The organism is Streptomyces sp. NPDC002870 (genome assembly GCF_042888505.1).
In the GTDB taxonomy this organism is placed as follows: domain Bacteria; phylum Actinomycetota; class Actinomycetes; order Streptomycetales; family Streptomycetaceae; genus Streptomyces.
Map to the genome: position 1 here is coordinate 108,895 of NZ_JBIAPW010000021.1, position 24,932 is coordinate 133,826.

Genomic DNA, 24,932 nt, shown 5'->3' on the forward strand with positions numbered 1-24,932 from the left:
GTTTCCGTCAGTCGTTCCACGCGCCCGCGGCCGCCGCCCTCCTGGCAAATGCGGTGAAGTCCCGAGGGGGCCGGCCCAGTACCTGCTGCACCCCGTCGGAGAGGTGGGCATCCTCTCCGTCGCGTATCCAGCCGAACAGCCGGGCGAGAAAGGCGGCATGGTCCACCGCGAGGCCGTCCTTCACGAGCTGCGCCACGTACTCCTCCTCGGAGACCGGCGTATAGCGGACCGTGCGGCCGGTCGCCTTGGCGATCTCGGCCACGGCCTCGCCGATACTCAACGGGCGGGGGCCGGACAGAGCGTACGTACGTCCCTGGTGCCCCTCCCCGGTGAGGACGGCGGCCGCGACCTCCGCGACGTCCTCGGCGTCGATGAACGGCTCCAGACCGTCCCCCGACGGCAGTCTGACCTCTCCGGCGCGCACCGGCGCGCACAGCGTCTCGTCCTCGGTGAAGCCCTGCATGAACCAGGTCGGGCGCAGAATCGTCCAGTCGGCGCCCGAGCCTTTGAGCGCGTTCTCGGTGGCCAGCATTCCGGGATCGCCGGAGTCCTCCCAGCCTCGCGCCGAGAGCAGCACCAGGCGTGTGACACCGTGCTTCACGGCGAACGGCGCGAACACGCGCATGCGTTCGGCGGCGCGCTCGTCCTGCGCGTCGACCAGATAGACGGCGGCGGCGCCGGACACCGCCGCTTCCCAGGTGGCTTCGTCGAACCAGTCGAATCTCGTCGGTGCCGAGCGGGCGGCGATTCTGATGTCCTGGCCTGACCGGCGCAGCCGGTCCGCCACCCGTCGCCCGGTCTTTCCGGTGCCTCCGATGATCAGAAAGGGTCCGCGTTCACCACTGTTTCTCATGCCGCGAGTAGATCACGGCGCAAGGTACGGAACGCCGGTTCGGCCGATAGTCGACGGCCACCGCGGAGCGGACCACGAAGTCATTCGAGGCCGTGCACGATGGCGAACCGCTCCTCGTCGTCCGCTGTGGCCATGTGGTCCACCGCTTCCCCCTCCTTCAGTGCCGCGCTGAAGGCACTGTCCCCGAGTTCCCTGCGGATATGCGACGAGATCCGGTCCACGTCGCCGCGCTCGGCAGGCGGCAGCGGAGCCCCAGAGCCGCTGCGGGTCGCCCCCGCGGTGCCCAGCAGCCGTGCGGCCCTGGCGTGCCGGCCCGCAAGGGCGTGCGCCCCGGCGAGCCCCTCCAGCGCGAGCGCGACGGCTCGCGAATCGCCGGTCGCCCGGGCCGCGGTGAGCCCCTTCTGGTGCAGTGCGAGAGCCGAGTCCACGTCACCGCGCTGCTCGGCGACGAAACCGAGTTCGGCCAGTACCAGTGCCAGCCCGGTGACTGCGCCGCGGCTGCGGTTCCACTCGTGCCACGGCCACAGATGCCGCTCGGCGGTCTCCAGCCGGCCTTGCCGCCGGGCGCCGAGCGCCAGCCCCAGCTCGGCGAACTGCTCCACCGGCCGGTTGCCCTGCTCCACCGCCAGCCGCAGTGCCCGCGCGTGGAACTCGTCCGCCTCGGCGTACCGTTCCATCAGCAGGGCGATACGCCCCAGACCGGACAGCTTGCGAGACACCTCGGACCACAGTTCGAGCGATTCGGCGATCCGTAGGCCCTCGTGGTGAAGCCGGGTCGCGTGTTCGTAGTCGGCGTTGATCTCCGCCAGTACACTCAGCACCTCGGTCACCTTCAACTGACCCCAAGCGTCGCCAAGTTGGGCGAAGTGCAGGCGGGCCTCCAGGGCATTGCTGCGAAGCGCTTCCAGGTCGCCGCGGGCCATGGCGAGGGCGGCTCTGGTGCTCATCGCGGCCGCCACCCCCCATGCGTCACGCAGCGCGCGGAAATCGGCCAGCGCGCCGTTCACCTGTTCCTCACCCGCAGACAGCGCTCCCAGGCTCCACTGGGCGAAGCCCAGGAACCAATCCGCCCTGGCGCGGCCCGCCGTGCGTTCCAACTGCTTGTCGCCCCCCGGGTCGTCCGGAGCAACCGCACATCCCCCGCCCAGCAGCATGTTCAGCCCCGTGTGCCAAGTAGCCGCCTCGGCCCGGTCGGTGGCAGGCGCGTATCCCTTGGTGCTCAGCGCCGTCGCCAGCGCCCGGCACCCCTCGCCCAGCCGTCCGCGCAGAAACCGGTACCAGGCCAGGGCGTTGGCCAGCCGCAGCACCCACTGGGCCGAGCCGGCCCGCCTGGCCCCCTCCAAGGCCCGCTGGAAGTTGGCCGATTCCGCGTCCAACAGCTGCAGCCACCGCCGTTGGTTACGGCCGTGCAGATGCGGTCGGGCCCGTTCAGCCAGTTCGGTGTAGTAGCTCAGGTGGCGCTGCGACAGCTCCGTCGCCTCGCCCGCCTCCTGCGTCTTCTGCTGGGTGTAGGCCGCCACCGACTCGAGCAGGCGGTATCGCGGTCCGGCGGGGCCGTCGACCCTGATGACCAGGGAACGGTCCACCAGCCGGGCCAGGATGTCCAGCACCTGGTCGGCCGTCACCTCGGGACCCGCGCAGATCTCCTCCGCGGCCTGCAGCGTGCAGCCCTCGGCGTGCACAGCCAGTCGGCGCAACACCGTCTGCTCCTGCTCACCGAGCAGGCTCCAGCTCCAGTCGATCGTCGCCTGGAGCGTCTGCTGGCGCCGCGGGGCGCCCCGGTAGCCGCTGTTGAGCACCCGGAACCGGTCGTCGAGACGCTCCAGCAGCTCATGGCTCCCCAGAGCCCGTACCCGGGTGGCCGCGAGTTCGAGCGCGAGGGGCATGCCGTCGAGCCGACGGCAGATGTCCGCCACTTGGGGGGCTGTGGTCGCGTCGAGCACAAAGCCCGGGTCGACGGCGGTGGCCCGCCCGACGAACAGCTGCACGGCGCTGGAGCTCTCCACCGCGGCCATGCCGTCGCCCGGCGCCGGCAGGCTGAGCGGCCCTACCGGCCAGACCGTCTCGCTCGGGATGCGCAGCGGTTCCTGACTGGTTGCCAGGATCTTGATGTCCGGTGCGTTCTCCAGCAGTACGCCGACCAGTTCCGCCACCGCGTCGACGACATGCTCGCAGTTGTCCAGCACCAAGAGCAGTCGGCGCGGGGCCAGCGCCCCGGCCAGCCGGCGCAGGGAGCCGTCGGGGGTCTGCTCCGCGAAGGCCGCGGCACCGGAGTCCTCGCGGACGCCGAGGACCGCCATGATCAGTTCGGCGAGCGGGCCGGGGTCCGCGGTCCGTTCCAAGCCGCCGACTCCGGTCAGCTCCGCCAGCCAGACACCGTCGGGGAATTCGCCGTTCAGCTCCCTGGCCGTGGCCACGGCGAGCCGGGTCTTGCCGACTCCGCCGGGCCCGGTGAGGGTGACCAGGCGGTGCCGCATCACGTGCCGGCGTCCCTCGGCGATCTCCGCCTCCCGTCCCACCAGCGGATTCCCCGGAGCGGGCACATTGGTCCGGGGCCGGTTGCCGGACGGGTTCTGCGGCGTTCGGCCGAGGTGCTGGAGTCCCGGGTCGTGGCGCAGGACGGCTTGCTGGAGTTCGCTGATGGCAGGACCGGGAGCGAGTCCGAGCTGCTGATCGAGTCGGTATCGCAGGTCCGCATAGCTGTCGAGCGCCTCGGAGGAGCGCCCGGCCTGGTAGAGCGCGCGCATCTGCGCCATCCGCAGCCGCTCCCGGAGCGGATAGGTGGCCACCAGGGTGCCGAGCTCACCGATCAGTACGCTGTGCTCGCCGAGTTCGAGACAGGCCTCCGCGTGCTCCTCCACGGCGGTGAGCCGCTCCTCCTCCAGCCCGGCGGCCGCCGCCTGTACGAACGGTTCGTCGGCGAAATCGGCGAACGCCGGCCCCCGCCACAGTGCCAGCGCGTCCGTGAGCACGGCGGCCTTCGTCCGCGGGTCCTCGGTGCCACGGGCTCGCGCCACCAGGGACCGGAAGCGCTCGGTGTCCACCGATTCGCCCGGCGCCTGGAGAGCGTATCCCGGAGCCTTGTGCACGATCAGCTGACGCGCGCCGGGTTCGGCGTCCTCCAGCGCGCGCCGCAACTGGGAGACCTTGGCTTGGAGGGACGCGGAGGGGTTGGCGGGGTACGTCGAAGCGCCCCACAGATCCTCGATCAGCCGGTCGGAGGGAACGACTTGCCCGCTGTGGGCGAGCAGGTCGGCAAGCAAGGCGCGGACCTTCACCTCGGGCACACGGACGGGTCTCCCCTCCGTCGCCCATACCTCTAACGGCCCCAACACCCCGAATTCCATGCACTCACAGTAACTCAGCCAACTCCTCGGAACACGTGCAGTTATGCAGGTCACGGTGGTACGAGGGGCATACGGGCGGTCCCGAAGCGAACCCGAAGCGAACCCGAAGTCATATGCCACACAGTGATGCTCGGCCGGGCCCGGCTCATCGAACGGCGCACGGCGGACGGATACGGATGGGAAGAGGGATGGGCGACAGCGACCGACTGCGGCTCGTGATTGTCATCGGCAGCATCCGGCAGGGACGGTTCGGGCCGGTCGCCGCCGAATGGCTCGCCTCCCGGGCCCGGCTGCGCCAGGACTTCGACGTCGACGTCATCGACCTCGCCACCGCCTGGCTGCCGGATGTGATGTCCAGCGAGCCCGGTGCCCGCAAGCCGCAGGCGGTACTGGACCTGGCTCCGTGGCTGGCCGCGGCGGATGCGTTCGCGGTGGTGACACCCGAGTACAAGCAGAGTTTTCCGGCCTCGTTGAAGAACGCCATCGACTGGTACGACGAGGAGTGGCGCGCCAAGCCGGTCGCCTTCGTCTCCTATGGGGGCGCATCGAGCGGGCTGTGCGCCGTCGCCCAACTGCGCCAGGTGTTCGCGGAGGCCCATGCCATCACCGTCCAGGAGACCGTGAGCTTCCACGACTACTGGGACTGCTTCGACTCCGAGGGGCGTCCGATCGACAGCGAGGCCGGTGAGAAAGCGGCGCTCGTCATGCTCGACCGGCTCGGCTGGTGGGCCCGGGCGATGCGCCGGGCACGTGCGGCCGAGCCCTACGCACCCACCGGCGATCTGTGCGAGAGAAAGTGAGAAACGCCATGGACAGCCAGTGGTTCAGACGGTTCGGCGACCCCGGACCCGACGGCCCGAGACTGATCTGTTTTCCGCACGCGGGCGGTGCGGCCAGCAGCTACGCGGGGCTGTGGCGCCTGCTGTCGCCACACCTCGACGTGCTCATGGTGCAGTACCCCGGTCGCCAGGACCGCAGACGCGAGACTCCGGAGCGGGACATCACGGCGCTCGCCGGCCGCATCGCCGAACACCTGATGGCCGGAGCCGACCGGCCATACGCGTTCTTCGGCCACAGCATGGGCGCGGTCGTCGCCTATGAGACGGCCCGCGCGCTGCGGGAGCGGGACGCGGCCGCTCCGCTACGGCTCATCCTGTCCGGCCGCAGTGCCCCTGGGCCACGGCCCGACCGGCACGACATGCTCGACGGCGACCAGTCCATCCTGGCCGCCGTGCGCGCCCTGGGGGGTACCGACAGCGCGGTGCTCGACGACCCCGAACTCGTCGCCATGGCCCTGCCGGCGCTGCGGGCCGACTACGGGGCGCTCGCCTCCTACGGCTGGCAGCCTGGCCCGCCGCTGAACTCACCGATCAGCGTCTTCGTCGGGGACGCGGACCCGGTGGTTCCGATCGCGACGGTGGCCGGGTGGGGCGAACACACCTCGCTCGACTGTGAGGTGCGCGTCTTTCCCGGGGGCCACTTCTACCTGGGAGAGCAACTCGACGAGGTGGCCGAGGCGATCGTGGACCGGATGAGTGCGGGGGCACGTGGCCCGGCCGGGGCCGCCGCGCGCGCACATCACGTGTCGCCGGTCTCTCCCTGAGACACGAGGACCGCAGGCCCGTTGGATCGACAGCTCAAAATCAGGGGGGAACAAGGGTGGAATTCAAAATTCTGGGCCCGATGGAAGTACAGGTGGGTGGCCGGCCGGTGGCGCTGGGGGGGTTCAAGCAGCGCACCGCACTGGGCTTGTTACTACTGCGCGCCAACCGGGTGGTGGCCACCAGTGAGATGCTCGGCGCGCTGTGGCCGGAGGAGAACCGTCCGGCGACGGCGCGAAAGATCGTGCAGAACGCCGTGTGGAGCCTGCGCGCCATGTTTTCCGAGGCGTCGAACAATCGTGGTCCGGCCACGATCGAGTGCCCGGAACTGCTGACCCAGGCGCCGGGTTACATGCTGCGCATCAATCCCGACCGGCTCGACGCGAACCGCTTCGACCGGCGGGTCGCCGAAGGACGGGCCGGGATGGCCATGGGAGAGCCGGAGCGGGCGGCGGCGCTGCTGCGTGACGCTCTTGGGGAGTGGCGGGGGCCGGCCCTGGCCGATCTCGCCGAACACGGGGTCGATTGGCCGGAGCTGACCGCGTTGCGCCAGCTCCGGCTCGATGTCATGGAGGACCGCTTCGAGGCGGAACTGCTGTGCGGCCGCCACCACACCGTCCTGGGTGAGCTGGTGTCGCTGGCCGAGGAGGAGCCGCTGAGGGAGCGGCTGAGCGGACAGCTGATGCTCGCCCTGTACCGGTGCGGGCGTCAGGCGGAGGCCCTGAGTGTGTTCAGCAGGGTCCGCCGTGCGCTGGTGGAGGAGTACGGTCTCGAGCCCTCCCGTGACCTCCAGACGCTGCAGCAGAACATCCTCAACCACGATGTGGCGCTGGCACCTCCCGCGCGGCCGGCGGTGGACGAGGAGCCGGTCCTCGCCGCCGTACGACCGCTGCGTCCCGAGCCGCGGCCGCAGCCGCCCCTTGCACAACGGCCCGCGACTAAGGCTGTCGACGGCTCTGGGACCGCGAGGCCGGCCGACAGGCCGACAACCGAGCGCAGGACGGTCAGTGTGCTCCTGGTCCGCACCGGCTTCACCGGCGAGTCCGCCGCGTTCGGCCCCGGTCTCGAGAACGCGTTGCACGAGGCGGTCACCGCGGTCGCGCAGGCCGTCGAGGAGTTCGGCGGCAGGCTGGTCGGCTCCCTCGGCTACCTCTCCGTGGCCCTGTTCGGGCTGCCTGAGGACGACTCCGTGGCCTCCGTCGGTGCTGTGCGGGCGGCGCTCGCCGTGCGAGAACGGCTCCGCGGGTCGCAGGGGCCCGCCTTCCAGGCGGTCGTGACCGAGGGGACCGCGCTGGTCCGTCACCACCCCCACGATCCCACCGCACCCGTGAGTGTCGTCGGCCGGCTGCTCGACGACGCCCAGGCTCTGCTGCACGTGGTGCCGACCGGCGAGGTGTACGTCAGCGGGGCAGCCACGCGGGCCACGGAGGTATGGGTGCGCCACCAGCGTCTCCAGCAACCGGATGGGGTCGGCGATGTGCGGCGGGTGTGCGGACTGCGTGCGGCCGGCGACGGACCGGGCGTCCTGCGGGATGCCCCTGTCGACCGTGAGTACGAGTTGGCCGTCCTGACGGGCCTGCTGGACCGTGCACGGCGCCACGACGCTCCGCACCTGATCACGATCCTGGGGGAACCGCATGTGGGCAAGTCCCGGCTGGTGGCTCAGTTCGAGGCCCGGGTCGCCCAGCAGTCACCGCAGGTACGCGTGGTGCGGGCGCCCGGAGAGGACACCGGTCCCGCCGGCACCCTGCGCATCGCGCGGGACATGCTGGCCGCCTGCTGCCGGCTGCCCGAGGCCGCTGCGGACGCACGGCTGACCCAGGTCGTGCGCAGGCTGGCAGGCCAGGGGACGACCGCCGAGCGGCTTCTTCGCTGTCTGCGCCCGCTGTTGGGGCTGGCCGTCCAGGAACGGGATCTGACCCAAGTGCTCGCCGGCTGGCGGGAGATGATGGTGCTGCTGGCGCGGAAGCAGCCTCTGGTGCTGTGCTTCGACGATGTGCACATGGCCGACGAGGAGATGCTGGACTGCATCGAGAAACTGGCCTCCTCGGCCCAGGACGCCCCGCTGCTCGTGGTGGTCTGCGCACGTCCGGAACTGCTGGAGCGACATCCCTTCTGGGGCAGCGGACAGCGCCACGCGGGCACCCTGACCCTGGATCGGCTGCCCGACGCGGGTTCGGCGCTTCCGCATCTGGCCGGGTGGCCGGTACTCACCGCTCCGTGGGGCGGTGCGAAGCCGGCCTGTACGGCTCCGGGGACCGCGCTGGGCACGGGCACTGCGTGGTCATGAACCGTTCGCGAGGCGGCACGCCGGGCGATGACCGGTGAATGGGACGGTTGAGTACGGGACTTGCTTCGCTGGCGTCATGAAGGAAACCGTTCACTCCCCTCGTCCCGCGCCCCGACCGGCGCCGCAGGACCCCGCCACCGCGCTGGCCGCGCTCGTGGGCAGAGAATTCGTGGAGGCCCTGGGGGCCGGGCTGCGCCGGGCCAGAGCCGTGGACCGCCGTGGAGCGGGGCAGGGGGTCCGGTGGGCGGCTGGTGCCCCACAGCCACTTCCGGCCGCCGAGCCGTCGGCCGTGTCCGACCCGGAACCACGTGCGGCTGCCGCGGCGGGTCTGCTGAACAGGAAGGCCGCCGCCGTGCTGCGCCGTTTCGAGGCGGCGCTGCCTGCGGCGCTGACCGCGGCGGGGGTGACGCGGCGCGTGTCCCGGCCCGCTCTCTCGGGCTGGGCCCGCGAAGCCCTGCGCGCCGCCGCCCATCCCGGGCAACCGTCTTACGCCAAGGACGCGCTGCTCGACGCTGAGCAGCGGTTCGTGGCGGCGACGCTGCTCCTGGAGTGTGCGGCCGCCGCTCTGCCCTCGGGTCATCCGGCGAGCGGGGAGGCGCTGCGCGCGGTCGCGCGGGCGGTCCGCTCCCCACGCCCGGGTGCGACGCCGGGCCGTACGCGGGGCCGGTGAGCGGGGCCTGAGCGAGGCGGCGCCGTCGGCCGGTGCCGTGGTCTTTGCCCGGCGGAGACAGAGCCGCGCGGAGCGTGGGCGGCTCCGCCGCCGCGGCGTCCGGCCGGGGTGCGCAGCAGGATCCCCCGGTCGCCCAGTGCGGCCCGGAAGTCGGGGATCTGCCGGTAGCCGGCCGCCGGCCACCACCACGGGCGGCACCATGCCCCATCCGGCCGGCTCGTCCAAGGAGTCCAGGCCCAGTCGCCACTTCTCCCGGTGCCCGACATCCTGGGGCATCGCGGTCTTGTGCCGACGCTCGGCATCGGCGGCCCAGTCCCATTGACGCAACAGGCGCGACTGCAGCGGGAAGGACGCGGTGTCGGTGACCGCGTGCGCGTTCACCGCGAACTGGCAGTTGGCCTGCTTGCCCAGCGCGCCGCAGACTGGTGGGCGACTGCCACCGGCATCCGGCCGTCCTTGGGCAACGACACATCCGTCCGACCATCGACTGCACGGACTTGCGCCGCCCGTCCAGCATCACCCCCCGCAGACAGCAGCCGCCTTCGTCTGCTGGTCATTGCCAGGCACTGATGCGAACACAGTGTCCTGCGTCAGTAGTTGATCGTGCCCCGGCCGGGGCGGCCGCCCACAACATCCGCGCATGGGCCCGTTTCTGCCGACGGATCTCCGGCGCAGGACACTAGGCGACGTCCGTGTTGTCGTCCGGGACGAGCAGCGACTGCAGCAACCGGTCGACCGCGTCGCCCGAGATGGGGGCGAGACTGATGGTCATCATATGGTGCCGGCCACCCGCCCAGGCGGGGCGCCGCTCGAGCAGCCGGGTGTGGGCACCGACGACGTTCAGCAACGGGACGTCGGCGTGGTCGTCGGCCAGCTGCTCCACAACCTCCAGCAACAGGTCGTCGGCGCGGTGCAGATCGTCCCAGATCAGGACCAGAGGCTGCTCGCGCGCGGCCTCCAGCAGGACGTCCCGCCACAGCGTGAGGACTTCGCGGCTGCCGGGCCCGCCGTGCCTGCCCGGGTCCGGGACACTCTGCGCATGGAGGAGCGACAGCATCCGCTCGCCGGTCTCCTCGCAGCCGGTGAGCCGTACGACCGTCTCCCGGGCCTTGCGGCCCGCCGAGTCTGCCGTGTCCTGGCCGGTGATGCCGCAGTACGCGGCGAGCATCTCGGCCGGTGCGGACAGCGCACTGCCGCCGCCCTGGCGCGGCACGCCGGCGGCCAGCACCATCGCGGTGTCCGGCTCCTCCATGACCCGGCGCTGGAATTCCATCAGCAGCCGCGTCTTGCCGAAACCGGAGTCGCCCAGCACGGTGATGAGGTGAGGCCTGCGCCGGTCCCGCGATCGCCGTAACAGGCCGGTCATCAACTGCAGTTCACCCTCACGCCCGACTCCGTCGGGCGCCGCGTCGCGGTCCTCGGACAGATCGGTGCTCCGGCCGACCGTGCGTACCTGCCACTTCGCCGGAGACCTCCGGACACGGTGGTACGTGACGAGCGGGCCGGTCGACCGGCGGGTCTCGTCGCACACCTGCACCTCACCAGGCGGTGCCTGCTCCAGCATCTCCTGACACGCATCGACGACGTCGCCGCCGATCCACGGCTGTACGGTCCGCACGACGGGCCAGTGGCAGACCACTGCGTCCCCGGTGGTCACCGCAGCCTGCACGGCCAGGCCGACCACCACCGGAGCGGTCGGGGCCAGCGGGCCGACCGAGATGCCGAGCAGGTCCCGGACGGCGCAGGCGGCGCGAACCGCTCGCTCTGCGTTGTCGAGCAGGTCCGGGCGCTCCTCGAAGAGGCCCAGCTGTACGGAGCCGATGGAAGCGGCGGCGCGGCCACCGAACTCCTCGATCTTCTCGCGGGCCAGATGGGAGACCGCGTCGAGCACCCGGTCGGCGTCCTCGGGAGGGAGCGGGTCGAACTCCGCGCCGAGAGTGAAACGGAGCAGCAGGATGCTCGCGGGCCGGTGTGCTCCTCGCATCCCGCCGACCGCGTCCGAGCCGGCCTTCACATCCGCCTGAGAGGCTCGTGGTGTTTCGGCCACCGGGGGCAACCCCGCGGCGGGGGCGGGGGCCGGTGACACCGTCGTGCCGACGCCGAGGGTTTCCTCACGCCGCCGTACGTCGGGTGCCAGGTCGAGCGCCGGATCCTGGGTGAGGACCGATTGCTGCAGCAGCTGCATCTGGCGACCCGGTTCCAGCCCGAGTCCCTCGACGAGGGCCGTGCGCACCCGGCCGTAAACGCCCAGCGCCTCGGCCTGCCGGCCGCACCGGTACAGCGCCAGCATGAGCTGCTGGGAAGCCCGCTCACGCAGCGGTTCGGCCTCGACGAACGCCTCCAGTTCCCGCAGTACGGTCTGATGCCCCCCGCAGGCCAGCTCCGCCTCGAAGCGGTCCTCCAGGAGATCGAGGTGCTTCTTCTGCACCGCGATGAGATCCGGCCAGGCGATGCCGTCTTCCACCAGGTCGGCGAGGGCCGGTCCGCGCCACAGCGAAAGGGCCTCGTGCAGCACCTTGCTGGCCATGTACGGGTCGCCGGCCGCCAGTGCGGCCCGGCCCTCGGCCGCCCGTTGCTGGTAGACCAGCAGATCGACCTGTTCGGGTCGTACCCGCACCATGTAGCCCGGAGCGCGCGTGATCAGTTCGGGGGCGTTCGTGCCGCCCGCATGGCGGGCGAGCGTGGACCTCAGTCGCCATACGGCGTTCTGCAAGATCTTCCGTGCCGTCAGGGGGACCCGATCGGCGGTCCACAGCGCGTCGAGCAACTGGCTGGTGGAAACGACTGTATTGGCGTGGAGCAACAAAAATGCGAGAGCCGCCCTTTGTCGTTTCCCACCCAGTTCCACCAGCTCGTTGCCGGCCTCGACTTCCAATGGCCCCAACAGCCGAAACTTCATGAACCCCCCGCTCAAATCCCCGGCACACTACTAAACCATGATCACCATTGTCGAAGAGACTGACGGAATCGGCAAACCCCTTTATGCCGACGCCTGTTGTGCGGGCGCGACCCACTCGGTGGGCTCGGTCAGTGGGTCGAAGTGTCCGTGAGACGTTCCCCGGCATTCTCCCGCAGCACTTCGCAGATGTCCCGCAGACCCGCCGCCAGTTGTGCGATTTCATCATCGGTGAGCCGGATCGACGGCTCGAACCGCAGGGTGTTGACGGAACTGGCCGTCGGGAAGGTACGGACACTGTGCCGTCGCAGCAGATGACCGGCGAGTACGTAGCCGAAGAGTCCGCCACCGGCGGCGTCGCGGATAACCGGCGAGGGGGAACCCGACTGGTCATGGAACTCCAGGCCGAGCATGAGCCCCCTGCCCCGGACGTCCTTGACGACGTCGGGGAAGTCCGAGCCTACGGATTCGAGCATGGTGCGGAGCGCCTCACCCCGCTCCTCTGCCTGCAGGTAGGCGGCTCCATCGTTCTCTTCCAGCAGTTCGAGGACCTTGAGCGCAATGTGGCAGGAGAAACTGTCCTTGGCAAAGGTCGAGCTGTGCACGATCTCGAATTCCTTGCGGTAGCGGGCCTCCCGCACCAGCATCACGGACGTCTTGGCGATTCCGCCGCCCAGGGTCTTTGCCAGGGTGTAGTAGTCGCCGCGCAGCCCGAGGCGTGAGCTCGCCAACAGGGTGCCGGTGCGGCCCATACCGGACTGGATCTCGTCGACCACCACCGGGCAATCGATCTCCTGGCAGAAGCGCTGAATCTCCTCGGCGAATGCTTCCGACAGCACATGGATGCCGCCCTCGCCCTGAATTGGTTCCACCAGGAAGGCACAGAAGACCGGGAACTCGCGTTCCACGAGCTCCACCCTGCCGTCCGAAACGGTCAGGCCGAGCAGGAGGCCCCGCTCCTCAGCGTGGATGTCCTTGAGCAGATCGGGGCGGCCGGGCGGGACGAATCTGGCCTGCGCCGCGAGCCCCTTGAACGGGGCGCGATATCCCTCGTTGTGGGTCAGCTGCACGCTGGCAGCCAGCTTTCCGTGGAATCCGCCTTCCAACGCGAGGAACAGCGGCGGCCGGGAGAGCTGATCGGTGTTCCTGAGGGTGAGCTCGGCCACCAGCGCCTCGAAGGCCCGGCCGCTGTCCGTCGGCACCTCCGTTCCCAGGCGGGCCCACACCCGCTCGGCGAGAATTGCCGAGCCGGCCGCCACCGCCGTACGGGCCTGCTCCACCTCGGCGTCCAGTTCCGCCCGCAGCGCCGCCACGCGCATCATCCGGTCCAGCTCGGCGTGCTTGACCGCCGCCTCCACGGCCTCGGCGCCGGTGTTGGCGAAGATGGCGAAGTACGGCTCGTCAGTGCCCAGTTCCCGGTGCGCGATCCTGTTGAGTTCCGCCGCGAGGCGGTTGGCGTACGGGTGCCGGGAAAACTGCGCGTGCACCGGGGTACCCGCGGCCAGGAGCTCCTGCGCTCGCCGCACGATCTCCGGGTGGTTGTGCCCGAGCAGCACGGAGCCGTAACCGCCGGCGAAGTCCACCACCGGTATCTCGGAGCCGTCCTCACCCAGCCGGAAGAGGGTGTTGGCCTCGGCGCGGACGTACTCGACAGCGAGGCCCGCGCTGCCGAGCACCTCGCGCAGATAGGGCTCGGCCAGTTCCGGCTCAGCGGGGACTGTTTCGTTGAAGATTTCCCGTTCCATGGCCACAGGGTGCGCCCGCGGGGTCAATAGTCAGTCATCGCGGAGTCACACAGGGGCTGCCGTCCCACGAGGGAGGTCGGTTACCCGACGGTGGAGGCCGACCGGGGAGGCGCCGGTACGTTGACGATCGTCGGCCCTTGTTCCGTACGGGAACAGGCCGATATGCCCCGTGCAACCAATTCGGAGAAGGTGGCATGAATCCCGCGTCCACTGAAATCGACCCCGCTACGGAGTCCGGGCAGCGCCCGGTGGGCCCTGCCCAGCTGAGGGAGGTGATGTCCCGATTCGCGACCGGGGTCACAGTGATCACCGTGGGCCGGGAACATCTGCACGCCATGACGGCGAACGCTTTCAGTTCGGTCTCCCTCGATCCCCCGTCGGTGCTCTGCAGCGTGGGGCACGGCGCGGTGATGCACCGTGCGCTCACCGACGCGGGCCGTTTCGCCGTGAACATACTCGGTGCCGACCAAGAGCATGTGGCCCGGCACTTCGCCGACAAGGACCGCACGCTGGGAGCGGCGCAGTTCGACCGTGTGGAGTGGCGGCCCGGCCACCACACCGGGGCGCCGCTGCTGTCGGGGTCGGTGGCCTGGCTGGAGTGCGAACTGACCGCAGCGCACTCCTTCGGCGACCACACCATCTTCATCGGCACCGTCCTGGAGGCCGGCCAGGGCGAAGGCGGCAGCGGACTGCTGTTCGTCAACGGCCGGTTCGGCCGGCCGGAGCTGTCGGAGCGCTGAGCCCGCCCAGCTCGTGAACCGCTGGCGCGGCGTAGGCGTAGAGGTCGGGCAACAGCCCGAGCACCGGCTCCGGGGCGGCGGCCGGCAGCGCGACAGCGGCGGCGTGCGAGCGCTGCCCGGGACCGCAGTGCACATTGCGGACCGTCCAGCCGGCGGGGCCCTCGACCCCCGCCCGCTCCCCCAGGCAGTCCGCGTCCAGCTCCCGGCAGAGCCCGGTGCCGATGCCCTTCAGGTACGCCTCCTTGCGGGTCCACAGACAGCACACCGCCATCGGCAGCTGCTCGTCGGGCAGCCGCGCCAGCTCCGCCCGTTCGGCCGGGTGCAGGGACGGAACGAGGATGGCCGCCGCTTCGGACGACCGCACGCGTTCCACATCGACCCCCACCGGGGCTTCTGCGACGGCGATCAGCACCAGACCGGGGCTGTGGGACAGCGAGAAGTGCAGTGTGCGCGGTGACGCCCCGTCAAGGACCGGACGGCCGTGCGGGCCGCCGCAGCTGGGGCAGCTGTCCCGGGCGAAACGTACATCGGCGGGGCTGATCCGTAGATACGCCGCCAGCACCCGGCGCAGCGCCACATGGGCCACCGCGTACAGGGCGCTGTCCGGAGCGTGGACGAAGCGCGCCGCCCTGGTCCGCTCCGCGGCGTCGAGCTCCCCGAGGGGCGGCATGTCCGTCCGATGGGCGGCCTGCCGCAGCAGCCACAGGGCGGGCCGACGGCTGCCGGGCGGCGGCCGCCAGGCGGGATCGGCTGGTTCCGGTCGGACATCGGTGAGTGCCGTCATTCCCGTCTTCTCCCCGCGCCTTGTCGCCGAACCGGCATTCCCCCGGCTCCGATTCCGAAGCTTCCTCGGCGGGGAAGGCACTGGTCAAGTGCGTTCCGGGCCCTCGAAGCCCGCGGGCAGCACGGATATTCCGAAGACCGATGAACCAGTGATTACCCGGCGATTACCGGCCAGTGCCACAGACGTGAACCGTTCATTCCACCCTCCTGCTTTGATGAGGTGACAGATCGAGATACGGAAAGGGCAATCGGTCGGCCGCAGATGCGTTTACCGCCCTTCCGTATGAATCAGAGGAGTTGGAAAATGGCGGGCAACGACCGTTCACCAGTGACAGTCATCGGCCTGGGGCTGATGGGGCAGGCCCTGGCGGCCGCGTTCGTGAAATCCGGTCACCCGACTACCGTCTGGAACCGCTCGGCCGGGAAGGCCGAGGGTCTCGTGGCGCAGGGCGCGGTGCTCGCCGCCACGCCCGCCGAGGCAGTGGCAGCGGCCGGTCTGATCGTCGTCTGCGTGTCGGACAACGATGTGCTGCACGACGTGCTGGACCCCCTGGGCAATGCCCTGGCGGGCAAGGTGCTGGTCAACCTGTCGTCCGGTTCCTCGGACCAGGCGCGGACCAACGCCGAATGGGCCGCGAAGCAGGGCTTCGACTACCTGGACGGCGCCATCATGACGGTGCCGCCGGCCATCGGCGCGCCCGAGTCCGTCATCTTCTACGCCGGTCCGCAGAAGGCGTTCGAGCAGCACAGTGAGACGCTTTCGCTGCTCGGGGGCAGGACCACCCACCTCGGTGAGGACCACGCCCTCGCACCGCTGTACGACGTGGCTCTTCTGGGTGTCATGTGGGGAACCCTGAACAGCTTCCTCCAGGGCGCGGCGCTGCTGGGTACCGCGGGGGTGGAGGCCTCCGCGTTCCTGCCGTGGGCCGCCCAGTGGCTGGACACCGTCAAGATGTTCGCCACCGACTACGCGGGCCAGATCGACGCCAAGGACGGGGTGTACCCGGCGAACGACGCGACGATGGAGGTGCACATCGGCGCGGCCAAGCACTTGCTCCACGAGAGCGCGGCGCAGGGCGTCAACGCGGAACTGCCGGCGTTCGTCAACGGCCTGATGGAGCGCACGGTCGCCGCCGGACACATGAAGAACAGCTACGCGAGCATGATCGAGCTGTTCCGTACGCCGCAGAAGTAGGCACCGTCCGGGATCCGAGACGAGCACACCGTTCGTCCAGGGCCGCTCGCATGGGAAGGCCCGGGCCGCCACATCGGCCCGGGCCTTCCCATGTGCCGGCTATCGGGCCGGGAGCCGGGATCAGAGGAAGTAGGTGCCGGGCTCCTTGCCCATCAGCACGCGCCCCTGCACTTCCAGGTTGGCTCCCAACTGCACCAGGGCGTGCAGCGAGAAGCCCTGGATGTCCCGGTGGAAGCGCTGCAGAGCCACGTCGGAGCGGATGACCGAGCCACCGCTCGCGGCGAACAGCTCCTCGACGGCCTCCTTGCACATCTGTGCCGCGTAGGCCGTCCGGCCGCGGATGATCGCCTTCTGCTCGTACGTCGGCTGCTCACCCGCGTCGGCGGCCCGCTGCAGCACCTCCTGCCACCGGTCGGAGAGCGCCACCGCCGCGTCGATCTTGTTGGCTGCCGTGGCGACCTGGAGCTGGGTGACCGGATGCAGGCTCTGCTCCGTCCACTCGGTGTACGTGATGCCGCGTCCGGGCAGCCGTTCCAGGAACAGCTCGTACGCACCGCGCGCGATACCGATGAAGGTTGCCGCGACACCGGATAGTACGTAGCCGAGCAGCCCGTAGTTGCGGCCGGTGGCACCGGTGTTGGAGCGCTCGCCGGTCGCGCTCTCCATCGCCTCCTCCAGGGAGACCACCCGGTGCGCCGGGACGAACACGTTAGTGGCGGTCGACGTGGAGCTACCGGTGCCGGCGCCCGAGGAGACCCGCCAGTCGTCGGCGATGGTGAGCTCGTCCGTCGGCACCAGGGCGACCAGCTCCTCCTCCGTCCCGTCCGGCCGCTTCACCATCGCGGCGAGCAGGTCCCAGTCCGCGCCCCGGACACCGGAGTTGAAGCGCCAGGCGCCGTCGAGGCGGTAGCCACCCTCGACCGGTTCGAGTGTGCCGGTGGGTGCGAAGACGATGGACACGCGGGTGGAGCCGCCGGTGAACACCTCGTCCTGGGCCTGGTCGGGATAGAGCGTCGCGGCCCAGGTGCTGGTCAGCCACACCATGGCGAGCCAGCCGGTGGAGGGGCACCCACGGGCGACCTCCGAGATGACCCTGGCCTGTTGGGCCACGTCGAAGTCGAGGCCGCCGTACTTCCGGGGCACCGCGGCGCGGAACACCCCGGCCTTCTCCAGAAGGTGGATGTTCTCCTCCGGTATCCAGCGCCGTTCCTCGGCCTCCTGACCGTTGCCGCGCAGCGCGGGCACGACGTCCCGGACAGCGTCGAGGACGGTTTCCAATTCTTCTTGTGAGCCCACTCGGTTCTCCTGTTGGACGATCATTACGGCTTCTGCGGCACACGCTACTGATGGCAACTCGCGTGACGGGCAAAAGACAGTCATGCCGCGGTAACGGCCGCTCGCGCCGATCCGGAATTACGCGATGTGCCGCCGATTACAGGCGGATTACAGACTGATTACCAGTCAATGGGCGCTCCATATGGCACTGCTACGAGCGGGTGGCACCATGGGCGGAATGACTGACACATGGAACGAACTGGTCCTGGCGGCCGCGGCAGACGGCAGTGCGCTTCTCGAGAAATGCGAGGGGGATTGGTCACGGCCGGCCGGCGAGCTGACCTGGAGCTGTCTGGAGACGGTTTCCCATCTGTCGCAAGCCGTCATCGGGTACGCCGCGCTGCTCATCGCCCAGCCCACCGACCGCTACGTCGCGCTGCGCCTCGCCATGGACGAGAACGCGTCCGCCGCGGAGATCGCGGAGAGCGTCGAGATCGGCGGAACCCTGCTCGCCACGACTCTCGACCGGACCGGCCCTGAGGCGCGCGCCTGGCACCCCTGGGGCTTCGGGGACCGCGCCGCCTTCGCGGCGGCGGCCGTGCTCGAACTGCAGGTGCACAGCCGGGACATCGGCCGCGCCTTCGGCATCGAGACGCCGCTCGACGACGACCTGTGCGCGCCGGTCGTCGAGCGGATCTTCCCGGACGCGCCGCGGGGCCACCGCCCCTCCGACACCCTGCTGTGGTGCGCCGGTCGGACCGCGCTGCCGGGCCTTCCCCGGCAGCGCGACTGGCGCTGGCATGGCGACGTTCGCTGACCGCTTGCGGCCGTCGGCGACGCCGCACCGCTGAACAGGAGAGAACCCCCTGGGATCCAGGGGGTTCTCTTCTCGTTCGCGGGCGGCGCCGCTGAGTTGCTCAGGCAACCAGGCCCGTGGCGGCCACTGGGCGGTCGATGGCCATCAGCCAGCGGCCGTCCTCGATGCGCCTCAGAACGTCGGTGCAGTTGCCCTCCAGGAGGAGAGGCTCACCGTCGGGGCCCGTGGTCTCGATGCTGTAGTCGACGCCGATCAGCGCCACGTCACCGGCAACGTACGAGTGGGTGACCTTCGCCTTCAGGGTCGGCTTCGCGGCCAGGAACTCCTTGAAGAACGCCAGGCGCGCCTCTCCCTTGAGAGGTTCGCCGGAGAAGTTGGATATGGAGTCCTCCAGGTACAAACGGTTGAACAGTTCGCCGTCACCGGAGTTGAAGACCTGAAGGAAGATCTCGTTCTGGATGTCGGTGTCGTTGGTGAGGTCCGGGTTCGCGGGATCGAAATCGACGGTGAAGGCCATGATGAACCGGTCCGCCTCTCTGTGACTCGGATGCCTGTAGTGGCTGGATGGGTGTGGTGTGAGCGCCGCGGCGGGAGAGCCTCGGAGGCGCTACTTGGTGCCGAGCGCCTGCTGAGCGGCCCGCAGTCCGGACTCGACGGCGCCGTCGATGAAGCCCGACCAGCCCTCGGCCAGATCGCCACTGGCGACGACGACACGTTCGCTGCCCACGAGGGCCGCCGGGTACAGCGAGGTCAGCTGGCCAGGCTTGCGGAAGGCCCAGCCGCCGCGGGCGTACGGGTCCCGGCCCCAGTCGTGGGCGTGCAGGCCGATGATGTCGATGTCGGCGCCGAGCCGGCTGACCGCTGCCTTGACCTGGGTCTTGCTGGTCGGGTCCAGGGCGGGGTCAGTGCTGAAGGCGACGTACATCACGCCTTCCGGAGTGTCCTTGTACGGCATCATCATCGGGATCGGGGAACCGCCTTCCGCTCCCTGCCCGTAGAACCGGCCCGCGCCCTTGCGTGCGTGGATCCATATCTTGAGCGCGTTCTTCACGCCGATGCCCTGGTCGGCGGCGGCGGTCTGCGCGGCCGGCAGAGCCGGCGAGAACTTGATCGTGGACAGTACGTTGACGGGGACGGTCACGACCACGCGCGGCGCGTTGTACTTCGCGCCAGAGCGGAGGGTGACGTACACGCGGGACCCGGTGTCGCTGACCGATGCGACCGGCGAGTTCAGACGCACAGTGGGCTTCGCCTCGTTGAGCATGGCGTTGAGCAGCCCACTGGTACCCGTCTTCATGCGGTACCGCTGAGTGTCATTCCAGCCCTGGTTGTTCCAGCCGGCGAGGGACCACCAGTGGGCCAGCATGGTGAAAGCTCCCCAGCTGCTCGAACCACCGGAGTACACCGCGGTCTGTCCGTTGATCAGCAGCTCTTCCGCAGGGGACAGGCCCATCTGGTTCAGCCGGTCGCGCAGTGACAGCTTGTCCAGGCTCTGCAGCAGGTCGGCGCGGTACAGCGGCTGGAAGGGCCGTTCGAAGTACTGGCGGGAACCGTCGAACATGCGCTCCAGCAGCGCGCCTATGCGGCCGAACCCGTCGTCCGGCGTGAACGTACCGGGGCCGGTGGGTGTCGGAAGCAGCACCCGGTCGACCGGCTCCTCCTCGTCCAGGGCGATGTTGTACCGCTTGAGTTCGGCACCGATGTGCGGCTGCGTCGCCTCCACCCAGGTACCGCCCATCTCTACCGGCAACCCGGCGAAGCTGCTCGACCAGGTGCGGCCGCCGATGCGGTCCCGGGCCTCGAGCACGAGTACCCGCTTGCCCTTGGCCCGCAGTTCGCGTGCCGCCGTGACGCCCGTGAAGCCGGCCCCGATGACGATGACGTCGTACGCGGCGTCCTCTTCGAGGGCGGCCGTCTCGGCCAGCGCCGTAGGAGCGCCGGCCACCAGCATGGAGGCGGCCGCGGCTGTCGCACCCGCCGCCTTGAGCACCGTACGGCGCGATGGCCTGCGCGAGAACGTCCCGGCTGCCAGGGGCAGGCCGGTCTCGGCGCGATCGTGTCTGGATCTCATTGTGTCCCCAGTGCATCCAATGCCGGCCCGCGTCGCGGATCTGGCATGTCATTCGTGATCGGGTGGTTTCCGGCTCCGTCGGAGACGGAAGAGGGTCTTCCTGGCGGTGTGTTGTGACGTGGTGCCGTGGGCGGCCGTCGAGTCGGCCGGCGCGGGTGGTTCAGCCCTGGCCGAACGGGTCGTCGATGGCGTAGCGCCAGACCCCGTCCTCGCCCAGCCGCAGGACGTCGACGCCGACGCCCTCCATGCGCTCGGACTCGCCCGCCTCGTCGACGATCTCGATGGTCCAGTCGACGATCAGTAGAGCGGTGTCGCCGGTGACGAACGACTGCCTCGGCTTGGCGGTCATCTTCGGCCGGGCGGCGAGGTATGCGCGCTGGTAGTCCCGGCGGGCCTGGCCGGTCAGCGGCTTACCCGGCTCCCACACGGCAACGGCGTCCTCGGTGTAGAACTTCTCGACCGCCTCGAAGTCTCCCGCGTTGAAAGCCTCTACATAGAGCGCTGTGTGCTTTTCCACGTCATCGGTCAGCTGCGTCACGGAAGTCGACCTGCCTTCGTTTTCGGTTCGGCACCCGTGCTCGGCGCCTGCGTGTTTGTGGAACCAGACATTAATCCCGGGGGTTCAACATTCTGCCCACCGCCGGGTAATGCGGCGCTCTCAGCGGTCGCCCGGCTCAGAATTACCCATTCGAGGCCGGGCATTGAGGTCCAAGAGAGGGCACATGCCTACGATCGCAAGCAGAGCTTCATCTGAATACTTTTGATTGTTCGGCAATTCAGCGGGAAAGGGCAGTCGAGCGGATGACGAATCAGCACCACTCTGGGACAACAGCGGCGCTCAGCGGGCACAACGAGGCGGTCGCGGTCGTCGGACTGTCCTGCCGCCTCCCCGGGGCGGAGAGCCCCGCCGACTTCTGGAACCTGCTGAGCGAGGGACGGGACGCCATCACGCCCGTGCCCCAGGGGCGTTGGGAGTCCGCGACCGGTGCCGCCGCGCCCGGGGACACCGAACCCGGTATGCGCCGTGGCGGGTTCCTGGAGCGGGTGGACACCTTCGACGCCGCCTTCTTCGGCATATCACCCCGCGAAGCCGTCACCATGGACCCGCAGCAGCGACTCGTCCTGGAACTCGCGTGGGAGGCCCTGGAGGACGCCGGGATCGTGCCAGCCACGCTGCGCGGCAGCCGCACTGCCGTCTTCGTCGGCACCCTGCGCGACGACTACTCCGCCCTGCTCTACCAGCACGGCGCCCAGGCGATCACCCAGCACAGCATGACCGGGGTCAACCGGGGTGTCATCGCCAACCGGGTCTCGTACCACTTGGGCCTGCGGGGCCCGAGCCTGACCGTGGACTCGGCCCAGTCGTCCTCTCTGGTGGCGGTGCACCTCGCTTGCGAGTCGCTGCGCGCCGGGGAGTCCGAGGCTGCCGTCGTGGCCGGTGTCAATCTCAACATCCTCGCCGAGGGCGCGGTCACCGAGGAGCGGTTCGGCGGTCTGTCGCCGGACGGCACCACTTACACGTTCGACGCCCGCGCCAACGGTTTCGTACGCGGTGAGGGCGGCGGAGCGGTCATCCTCAAGCCCCTCGGCCGCGCGGTCGAGGACGGCAACCACATCTACGGGGTGATCCGGGCGAGCGCCGTCAACAACGACGGGGCGACGCCCGGCCTGACCGTTCCCGGCGGAGCGTCCCAGGAGCAGGTGCTGCGCGAGGCGTACGAGAAGGCCGCCGTCGATCCCGCCGCGGTGCAGTACGTGGAGCTGCACGGCACCGGGACGCCGGTCGGCGACCCGATCGAGGCCGCCGCTCTGGGCGCGGTGCTCGGCGCGGGCCGCGGCGCCGGCCACCCGCTGCGGGTCGGTTCCGCGAAAACCAATGTCGGCCATCTCGAAGGAGCGGCCGGCATCGTCGGCCTGCTCAAGGCGCTGCTGGCGATCGAGCACCGCAGGCTGCCGGCGAGCCTCAACCACGACAGAGCCAATCCAGAGATCCCGCTCGCCGAGCTGGGCCTTGAGGTGCAGGGCGCGCTCACCGACTGGCCCGCCCCCGACCGGCCGCTGCTGGCCGGCGTCTCCTCGTTCGGCATGGGCGGTACGAACGCCCATGTCGTGCTCGCCGAGAGCCCGGTGGCCGCGCGGACGGCCGGTGACGTTCCAGTCGCCGGCAACTCACCGGCTGCCGCGCCCACCGTCACCCCGTGGGTGATCTCCGGCGCCGGCGCCGATGCCCTGCGGGCCCAGGCCGGACGACTGCGCGACGCCGTCGTCGCCGACGGGTCGCTGGACCCGCTGGACGTCGGCTGGACCCTCGCGGCGCACCGAACCGTCTTCGCCCACCGCGCGGTCGTCCTCGCCGACAGCCCGAGAGCACTGCTGGACGGGCTCACGGCCCTCGCCGAGGGCATCGCCGCCCCCGCGGTTGTCACGGGCGTCGCCCGAGTCGGCGGGCCGGCCCTGCTGTTCACCGGCCAGGGTTCCCAGCGCATCGGCATGGGGCTGGAACTCCACCGGGCGTTCCCGGTGTTCGCCGCGGCGTTCGACGAGGTGTGCGGCCATCTCGACCCTCTGCTCGACCGGCCGCTGAAGGAGGTCATCGCCTCCGGTGACGGGCTGGACGAGACGGGTCTGACGCAGCCCGCGCTGTTCGCGCTGGAAGTGGCCCTGTACCGCCTCGTCGCCTCCTGGGGCATCGTCCCCGAGTACGTCGCCGGGCACTCGATCGGTGAGATCGCCGCCGCCCATGTCGCCGGGGTGCTGTCCCTCGAGGACGCGGCGCGGCTGGTGGCGGCCCGTGGACGGCTGATGCAGGCCCTCCCGGCGGGTGGTGCCATGACCGCCGTGCAGGCCACCGAGGACGAGGTGCTGGCACTGCTCGCCGACGAGCCCGGGGCGGCGATCGCCGCCGTCAATGGGCCCCGCTCGGTGGTCGTCTCCGGCGAGGCGGACGCCGTCGCGCGGATCGCGGGGCACATGGAAGGACAGGGCCGCAAGATCCGTCGGCTGACGGTGTCGCACGCCTTCCACTCCCCGCTGATGGAGCCGATGCTGGACGACTTCCGCCAGGTGGTGGCGGGCCTCGTCTTCCACGAGCCGCGCATCAAGGCCGTCTCCACGGTGACCGGCGAACCGGTCACCACGGGGCAGTGGTCGTCGCCCGACTACTGGGTCCAGCAGGTGCGCCGCCCGGTGCGGTTCCTGGACGCCGTACGCGCCCTGGAGGCCGCCGGAGCCACCGCCTTCCTGGAGCTCGGCCCGGACGGTGTCTGCTCGGCAATGGCCGCCGAGTGTCTGGAGACGGACTCCGCGGTGACGGTGGCGGCGCTGCGGGCCGACCGCCCGGAGCCCAAGACCTCGATCACCGCCCTCGCCTCGCTCTTCGTCCACGGGGTGGACGTCGACTGGGCGGCCTGCTTCGCCGGCACCGGCGCCCGGCGGGTGCCGTTGCCCACCTACGCCTTCCTGCGTGAGCCGTACTGGATCGGCGGCGCCGCCCGTGCCGCCGCCCTCCCGGTGGCGGATCCGGCTGCCGCCGCCCCCGCGCCCCCGGCGCAGACGGTGGCGGAAATGACCGGACTCGTCACCGAACGCATCGCCTCAGTGCTGGAGTACTCCGGTGACCGGCGCGTCGAACTCCACTCCACGTTCAAGGACCTGGGCTTCGACTCGCTGATGTCGGTGGAGCTGCGCAACGCGCTGTCTGCCGCCACCGGGCTCAGCCTCCCCAGCGGACTGCTCTTCGACCATCCGACGCCCGCCGCGCTCATCGACCGTCTGCAGACGCTGCTCGCCGGCCCGTCCAGCGACGCGCTGGAGGAACTGCCGCCGGTGTCCGAAGCCTTCGGGGAGCCCATCGCCATCATCGGCATGGCCTGCCGCTACCCGGGCGGCGTCGGCTCGCCCGAGGACCTGTGGCGGCTGGTCGCCGACGGCTCGGATGCCATCTCGGGATTCCCGACCGACCGCGGCTGGGACGAGGAGCTGTTCGACAGCGACCCGTCGAGCACGGGCAAGAGCACGGTGCGCGAAGGCGGATTCCTTCACGACGCCGCCCGGTTCGACAACGCCCTCTTCGGGATCTCGCCGCGCGAAGCACTGGCCATGGACCCGCAGCAGCGGCTGCTCCTGGAGACGGCGTGGGAGGCCGTGGAGCGGGCCGGGCTGAAGACCGCCGCGCTGAAGGGCAGCCGTACCGGCGTATTCGTGGGTGCGACGGCGCTCGACTACGGGCCGCGCATGCACGATGCTCCCGACGACGTCGACGGGTATGTGCTGACCGGTACCACGCCGAGTGTCATGTCCGGCCGTATCGCCTACCAGCTGGGGCTGGTGGGCCCGGCGGTGACCGTGGACACCGCGTGCTCGTCGTCGCTGGTCGCCCTGCACATGGCCGTACGCTCGCTGCGGTCGGGCGAGACCACGCTGGCCCTCGCGGGCGGCGCGACCGTGATGTCGGCGCCCGGCATGTTCGTGGAGTTCTCCCGTCAGCGCGGCCTCGCGGCCGACGGCCGCTCAAAGTCCTTCTCGGCCGACGCCGACGGCACTTCGTGGGCGGAGGGTGTCGGCCTGCTCCTGGTCGAGCGGCTCTCCGACGCCCGGCGCAACGGCCACCAGGTCCTCGCAGTAATCAAGGGCAGCGCCATCAACCAGGA

17 protein-coding genes and 1 pseudogene are annotated in these 24,932 nt (G+C 70.3%); 8 read left to right on the plus strand and 10 right to left on the minus strand.

Annotated elements, in window-relative coordinates; all coding sequences use genetic code 11:
• Positions 1-7 precede the first annotated feature (7 nt).
• Positions 8-853: an NAD(P)H-binding protein gene (locus ACFYWY_RS24410; protein WP_389190137.1), complete on the minus strand. Its 846-nt coding sequence runs from the start codon at positions 851-853 to the stop codon at positions 8-10.
• 80 nt (positions 854-933) lie between these two features.
• Positions 934-4,200 carry a BTAD domain-containing putative transcriptional regulator gene (locus tag ACFYWY_RS24415; RefSeq protein ID WP_389190138.1) on the minus strand — a complete coding sequence of 1,089 codons (3,267 nt, stop codon included), beginning with the start codon at positions 4,198-4,200 and terminating at the stop codon, positions 934-936.
• Positions 4,201-4,388: 188 nt separating this feature from the next.
• Between ACFYWY_RS24415 and ACFYWY_RS24420 the strand changes: the two genes are divergently transcribed.
• The 4 genes from ACFYWY_RS24420 (at position 4,389) to ACFYWY_RS24435 (ending at position 8,761) form a co-directional block, all read left to right on the plus strand.
• The gene (locus tag ACFYWY_RS24420) at positions 4,389-5,000 is read left to right on the plus strand and encodes an NADPH-dependent FMN reductase (protein WP_389190139.1); all 612 of its coding nucleotides are present in this window, start codon (positions 4,389-4,391) and stop codon (positions 4,998-5,000) included.
• 8 nt (positions 5,001-5,008) lie between these two features.
• A complete protein-coding gene (locus ACFYWY_RS24425) occupies positions 5,009-5,803 on the plus strand; it encodes a thioesterase II family protein (RefSeq protein ID WP_389190140.1) in 795 nt (264 codons plus the stop codon).
• Positions 5,804-5,883: 80 nt separating this feature from the next.
• Positions 5,884-8,091, plus strand: coding sequence for a BTAD domain-containing putative transcriptional regulator (locus tag ACFYWY_RS24430; RefSeq protein ID WP_389190141.1), 2,208 nt, complete (start codon positions 5,884-5,886; stop codon positions 8,089-8,091).
• 76 nt (positions 8,092-8,167) lie between these two features.
• Positions 8,168-8,761: a hypothetical protein gene (locus tag ACFYWY_RS24435; RefSeq protein ID WP_389190156.1), complete on the plus strand. Its 594-nt coding sequence runs from the start codon at positions 8,168-8,170 to the stop codon at positions 8,759-8,761.
• A 207-nt stretch (positions 8,762-8,968) separates the two neighbouring features.
• Here ACFYWY_RS24435 and ACFYWY_RS24440 read toward each other — a convergent pair.
• The 3 genes and pseudogenes from ACFYWY_RS24440 to ACFYWY_RS24450 all read right to left on the minus strand — a co-directional run.
• Positions 8,969-9,142, minus strand: a pseudogene (locus ACFYWY_RS24440) (transposase); the annotation flags it as partial.
• Between the two features lie 298 nt (positions 9,143-9,440).
• On the minus strand, positions 9,441-11,660 hold the full coding sequence (locus ACFYWY_RS24445) for a BTAD domain-containing putative transcriptional regulator (protein ID WP_389190142.1): 2,220 nt from the start codon (positions 11,658-11,660) through the stop codon (positions 9,441-9,443).
• Between the two features lie 128 nt (positions 11,661-11,788).
• Positions 11,789-13,402: an aspartate aminotransferase family protein gene (locus ACFYWY_RS24450; RefSeq protein ID WP_389190143.1), complete on the minus strand. Its 1,614-nt coding sequence runs from the start codon at positions 13,400-13,402 to the stop codon at positions 11,789-11,791.
• Between the two features lie 194 nt (positions 13,403-13,596).
• Here ACFYWY_RS24450 and ACFYWY_RS24455 point away from each other — a divergent pair, with 194 nt between their 5' ends.
• The gene (locus tag ACFYWY_RS24455) at positions 13,597-14,142 is read left to right on the plus strand and encodes a flavin reductase family protein (protein ID WP_389190144.1); all 546 of its coding nucleotides are present in this window, start codon (positions 13,597-13,599) and stop codon (positions 14,140-14,142) included.
• Here the strand turns inward: ACFYWY_RS24455 and ACFYWY_RS24460 are convergent.
• On the minus strand, positions 14,102-14,926 hold the full coding sequence (locus ACFYWY_RS24460) for a 4'-phosphopantetheinyl transferase family protein (protein WP_389190145.1): 825 nt from the start codon (positions 14,924-14,926) through the stop codon (positions 14,102-14,104). The genes ACFYWY_RS24455 and ACFYWY_RS24460 overlap by 41 nt on opposite strands.
• Before the next feature lie 303 nt (positions 14,927-15,229).
• On the opposite strand from ACFYWY_RS24460, the gene ACFYWY_RS24465 reads away from it, so the two are divergent.
• Positions 15,230-16,120 (plus strand): NAD(P)-dependent oxidoreductase, encoded by an 891-nt coding sequence (locus tag ACFYWY_RS24465; protein ID WP_389190146.1) that lies wholly within the window; start codon positions 15,230-15,232, stop codon positions 16,118-16,120.
• 120 nt (positions 16,121-16,240) lie between these two features.
• Here the strand turns inward: ACFYWY_RS24465 and ACFYWY_RS24470 are convergent, their stop codons facing one another.
• Positions 16,241-17,416 carry an acyl-CoA dehydrogenase family protein gene (locus ACFYWY_RS24470; RefSeq protein ID WP_389190147.1) on the minus strand — a complete coding sequence of 392 codons (1,176 nt, stop codon included), beginning with the start codon at positions 17,414-17,416 and terminating at the stop codon, positions 16,241-16,243.
• Between the two features lie 217 nt (positions 17,417-17,633).
• Here ACFYWY_RS24470 and ACFYWY_RS24475 point away from each other — a divergent pair, with 217 nt between their 5' ends.
• The gene (locus ACFYWY_RS24475; RefSeq protein WP_389190148.1) at positions 17,634-18,212 is read left to right on the plus strand and encodes a hypothetical protein; all 579 of its coding nucleotides are present in this window, start codon (positions 17,634-17,636) and stop codon (positions 18,210-18,212) included.
• Positions 18,213-18,312: 100 nt separating this feature from the next.
• Here ACFYWY_RS24475 and ACFYWY_RS24480 read toward each other — a convergent pair whose 3' ends face one another.
• From ACFYWY_RS24480 to ACFYWY_RS24490, 3 genes are all read right to left on the minus strand, one after another.
• On the minus strand, positions 18,313-18,729 hold the full coding sequence (locus ACFYWY_RS24480; protein WP_389190149.1) for a YybH family protein: 417 nt from the start codon (positions 18,727-18,729) through the stop codon (positions 18,313-18,315).
• Positions 18,730-18,819: 90 nt separating this feature from the next.
• A complete protein-coding gene (locus ACFYWY_RS24485) occupies positions 18,820-20,283 on the minus strand; it encodes a flavin monoamine oxidase family protein (protein ID WP_389190150.1) in 1,464 nt (487 codons plus the stop codon).
• Between the two features lie 160 nt (positions 20,284-20,443).
• Positions 20,444-20,821: a YybH family protein gene (locus ACFYWY_RS24490; protein ID WP_389190151.1), complete on the minus strand. Its 378-nt coding sequence runs from the start codon at positions 20,819-20,821 to the stop codon at positions 20,444-20,446.
• A 263-nt stretch (positions 20,822-21,084) separates the two neighbouring features.
• On the opposite strand from ACFYWY_RS24490, the gene ACFYWY_RS24495 reads away from it, so the two are divergent.
• Positions 21,085-24,932: type I polyketide synthase (locus ACFYWY_RS24495; RefSeq protein ID WP_389190152.1), on the plus strand; the 3,848-nt coding region annotated here is incomplete at its 3' end.

Excerpts from the sequence above, each read along its gene's own strand:
- ACFYWY_RS24410 (WP_389190137.1), bottom strand. The coding sequence starts at position 853 with ATGAGAAACAGTGGTGAACGCGGACCCTTTCTGATCATCGGAGGCACC.
- ACFYWY_RS24465 (WP_389190146.1), top strand. The coding sequence starts at position 15,230 with ATGGCGGGCAACGACCGTTCACCAGTGACAGTCATCGGCCTGGGGCTG.
- ACFYWY_RS24475 (WP_389190148.1), top strand. The coding sequence starts at position 17,634 with ATGACTGACACATGGAACGAACTGGTCCTGGCGGCCGCGGCAGACGGC.
- ACFYWY_RS24425 (WP_389190140.1), top strand. The coding sequence starts at position 5,009 with ATGGACAGCCAGTGGTTCAGACGGTTCGGCGACCCCGGACCCGACGGC.
- ACFYWY_RS24430 (WP_389190141.1), top strand. The coding sequence starts at position 5,884 with ATGGAAGTACAGGTGGGTGGCCGGCCGGTGGCGCTGGGGGGGTTCAAG.
- ACFYWY_RS24460 (WP_389190145.1), bottom strand. The coding sequence starts at position 14,926 with ATGACGGCACTCACCGATGTCCGACCGGAACCAGCCGATCCCGCCTGG.
- ACFYWY_RS24445 (WP_389190142.1), bottom strand. The coding sequence starts at position 11,660 with ATGAAGTTTCGGCTGTTGGGGCCATTGGAAGTCGAGGCCGGCAACGAG.
- ACFYWY_RS24450 (WP_389190143.1), bottom strand. The coding sequence starts at position 13,402 with ATGGAACGGGAAATCTTCAACGAAACAGTCCCCGCTGAGCCGGAACTG.
- ACFYWY_RS24455 (WP_389190144.1), top strand. The coding sequence starts at position 13,597 with ATGAATCCCGCGTCCACTGAAATCGACCCCGCTACGGAGTCCGGGCAG.
- ACFYWY_RS24485 (WP_389190150.1), bottom strand. The coding sequence starts at position 20,283 with ATGAGATCCAGACACGATCGCGCCGAGACCGGCCTGCCCCTGGCAGCC.
- ACFYWY_RS24480 (WP_389190149.1), bottom strand. The coding sequence starts at position 18,729 with ATGGCCTTCACCGTCGATTTCGATCCCGCGAACCCGGACCTCACCAAC.
- ACFYWY_RS24420 (WP_389190139.1), top strand. The coding sequence starts at position 4,389 with ATGGGCGACAGCGACCGACTGCGGCTCGTGATTGTCATCGGCAGCATC.
- ACFYWY_RS24435 (WP_389190156.1), top strand. The coding sequence starts at position 8,168 with ATGAAGGAAACCGTTCACTCCCCTCGTCCCGCGCCCCGACCGGCGCCG.
- ACFYWY_RS24415 (WP_389190138.1), bottom strand. The coding sequence starts at position 4,200 with ATGGAATTCGGGGTGTTGGGGCCGTTAGAGGTATGGGCGACGGAGGGG.